The organism is Armatimonas sp., assembly GCF_043760365.1.
Classification (GTDB): Bacteria; Armatimonadota; Armatimonadia; order Armatimonadales; family Armatimonadaceae; genus Armatimonas.
In genome coordinates, this window is sequence record NZ_JAYUPA010000319.1 from 1 (window position 1) to 1,900 (window position 1,900).

Here is a 1,900-nt window from a genome sequence, read left to right on the forward strand (position 1 = left end):
ATATCGCCATCGCCCTGCTTCACTGCCTTTTCAAGCTCCACAGCCAGCTCGGGAGTTGGCTCTGCCGCATCGAGGAACTTAAGCTGGGAAGGCTCTAGCTTTTCCAGAGCGGTCTTGGCAAGACCGGTCAGCAAACCACGAACGAGGAACTCATTTTCTTCCGTGACCTTCTGGAGTGCGTAGGTACCCGCACCGAGGTCTTGAACCCAGGTCGTTTTACCATCGTGGGTTACTTTGTAGCGCTTGGGCTTTCCTCCCAGGGGTGGCAGAACGCTCAGCTCACTAATATAGGCTCCCGAAGTCTTGTGAGTCAGGCGGATCTGCCCTTTCAGCACCACCGCCAGTCCCTCTCCCTTGATGTCCATAGTGACCAAAGACGAGACCTGTCCCTGTCGCAGGGATCTGAGCGCTTTGGTAAAGAAAAAGTAGTCGCGACCCGTGGCGAGCACCGACTCCTGGGGCACCCCTTGTTGGGGCGCTGTCGGAGGGTCTTGTGGCACTTGCGGCGTGCCATTGAGAAGAGACAAAACGGTAAAAAATACGAGGGGTTGCATGGTCTATTATACCGTGCGCACCGTACAATATTGACATGGATAACCTGCTTTCTTTCTCCACTCTGGGGTGCCCCGCCTGGGATATTGACACCATCCTCTCTTCTGCCGTCGCCTTTGGCTACGATAGCATTGAGCTGCGTGGCTATCTCGATGAGATGGATATTCCTCTTGCAACTCCATTTCTGCCTGAGAACCGCAGCGAAACCAAGCAGCGCTTCGCCGACTCCGGTATTGCCGTTTGTTGCGTTTCGTCGTCCGGGGTGGTGGCGCAGGGCAATCTGGATCATGTGAAAAACCACTGCGCACTGGCACACGATTTGGGCAGCCCGCTGGTGCGGGTTTTTGGGGGTAAGCCCGAGAGCCGCGAGCTGGCCCTAGAGAATCTTCGAGCCTTTGGCGATGCCGCCGCCGACGCAGGCGTGGCCATTGTCCTGGAAACCCACGATGACTTCTCGACAGGGGCAACGGTTGCGGCACTGCTCGCGGAGGCGGCGCACCACGCCGTCTTCTCGCTCTGGGATCTACACCATCCCTTCCGCCAGGGGGAGGCAATCAAGGAAACGCACCGACTGCTCACGCCAACACTGCAGCACATTCATATTAAAGATGGCCTAGTTGGTCAGGGCTACACACTCCTAGGTGAGGGTGATGTCCCGGTGTTTCCGATGCTGGAGCTCGCGCTTGCAAGCGGCTACACGGGCGCACTCTCGCTGGAATGGGAAAAGCGCTGGCACCCGGAGATCGCCGCCCCCGAGGTCGCATTTCCTCAGTACGCCCGCCTCGTCCGTGAATGGCTGGCCCGCCGATGATCCGCCCCGTGCTCCAAGACGATGCCTTTCTCGCCGATGTGGATCATGCAACGGCAACGCAGCCCGAGGCGCTTCATGTCTGGTGGCTCGGCCAGAGCGGGTACTTAGTGGCGCACAAGGGCACCCGCCTCGTGCTCGACCCCTACCTCTCAGACTCTCTGAGCGAGAAATACGCCGCCACGGACAAGCCGCACACCCGAATGACGGAGCGCGTGGTCGCCCCGGAGCGCTTGTTAGGTGTTTCGTTGATCACCAGCAGCCACAACCACACGGATCACTTAGATGCCCAGACACTCCTGCCGCTCTTTGCCAGTAACGCCAGGGCGCAATTGATTGTCCCCACGGAGAACCTCGCCTTCGCCACCGAACGCCTCGGTGGCCGCACGAATCTCGTTGGCTTGAACATTGGTGAAACCGTGACGCTTGGCTCCGTCCAGGTAACTGCCGTCCCAGCCGCCCACGACGAGCGGCTCCCGTGCTATGCTGGCTATGTGCTCAAGATCGGTTCGTGGACGCTCTACCATAGCGGCGACACGC

3 protein-coding genes are annotated in these 1,900 nt (G+C 59.3%); 2 read left to right on the top strand and 1 reads right to left on the bottom strand.

What is annotated here, in order from left to right; translation table 11 throughout:
• Positions 1-554: hypothetical protein (locus tag ACH2EH_RS07660; RefSeq protein ID WP_395140457.1), on the bottom strand; the 554-nt coding region annotated here is incomplete at its 3' end.
• 35 nt (positions 555-589) lie between these two features.
• Here ACH2EH_RS07660 and ACH2EH_RS07665 point away from each other — a divergent pair.
• Together ACH2EH_RS07665 and ACH2EH_RS07670 are read left to right on the top strand one after the other, a co-directional pair.
• Positions 590-1,363, top strand: coding sequence for a sugar phosphate isomerase/epimerase family protein (locus tag ACH2EH_RS07665; RefSeq protein ID WP_395140459.1), 774 nt, complete (start codon positions 590-592; stop codon positions 1,361-1,363).
• Positions 1,360-1,900, top strand: a 541-nt coding sequence (locus tag ACH2EH_RS07670; protein WP_395140461.1) for an MBL fold metallo-hydrolase, incomplete at its 3' end; no start/stop codon positions are given. The genes ACH2EH_RS07665 and ACH2EH_RS07670, both read left to right, overlap by 4 nt.

What these genes read in the sequence shown, in the direction of transcription:
- ACH2EH_RS07665 (WP_395140459.1), top strand. Translation starts at nt 590, where the DNA reads ATGGATAACCTGCTTTCTTTCTCCACTCTGGGGTGCCCCGCCTGGGAT.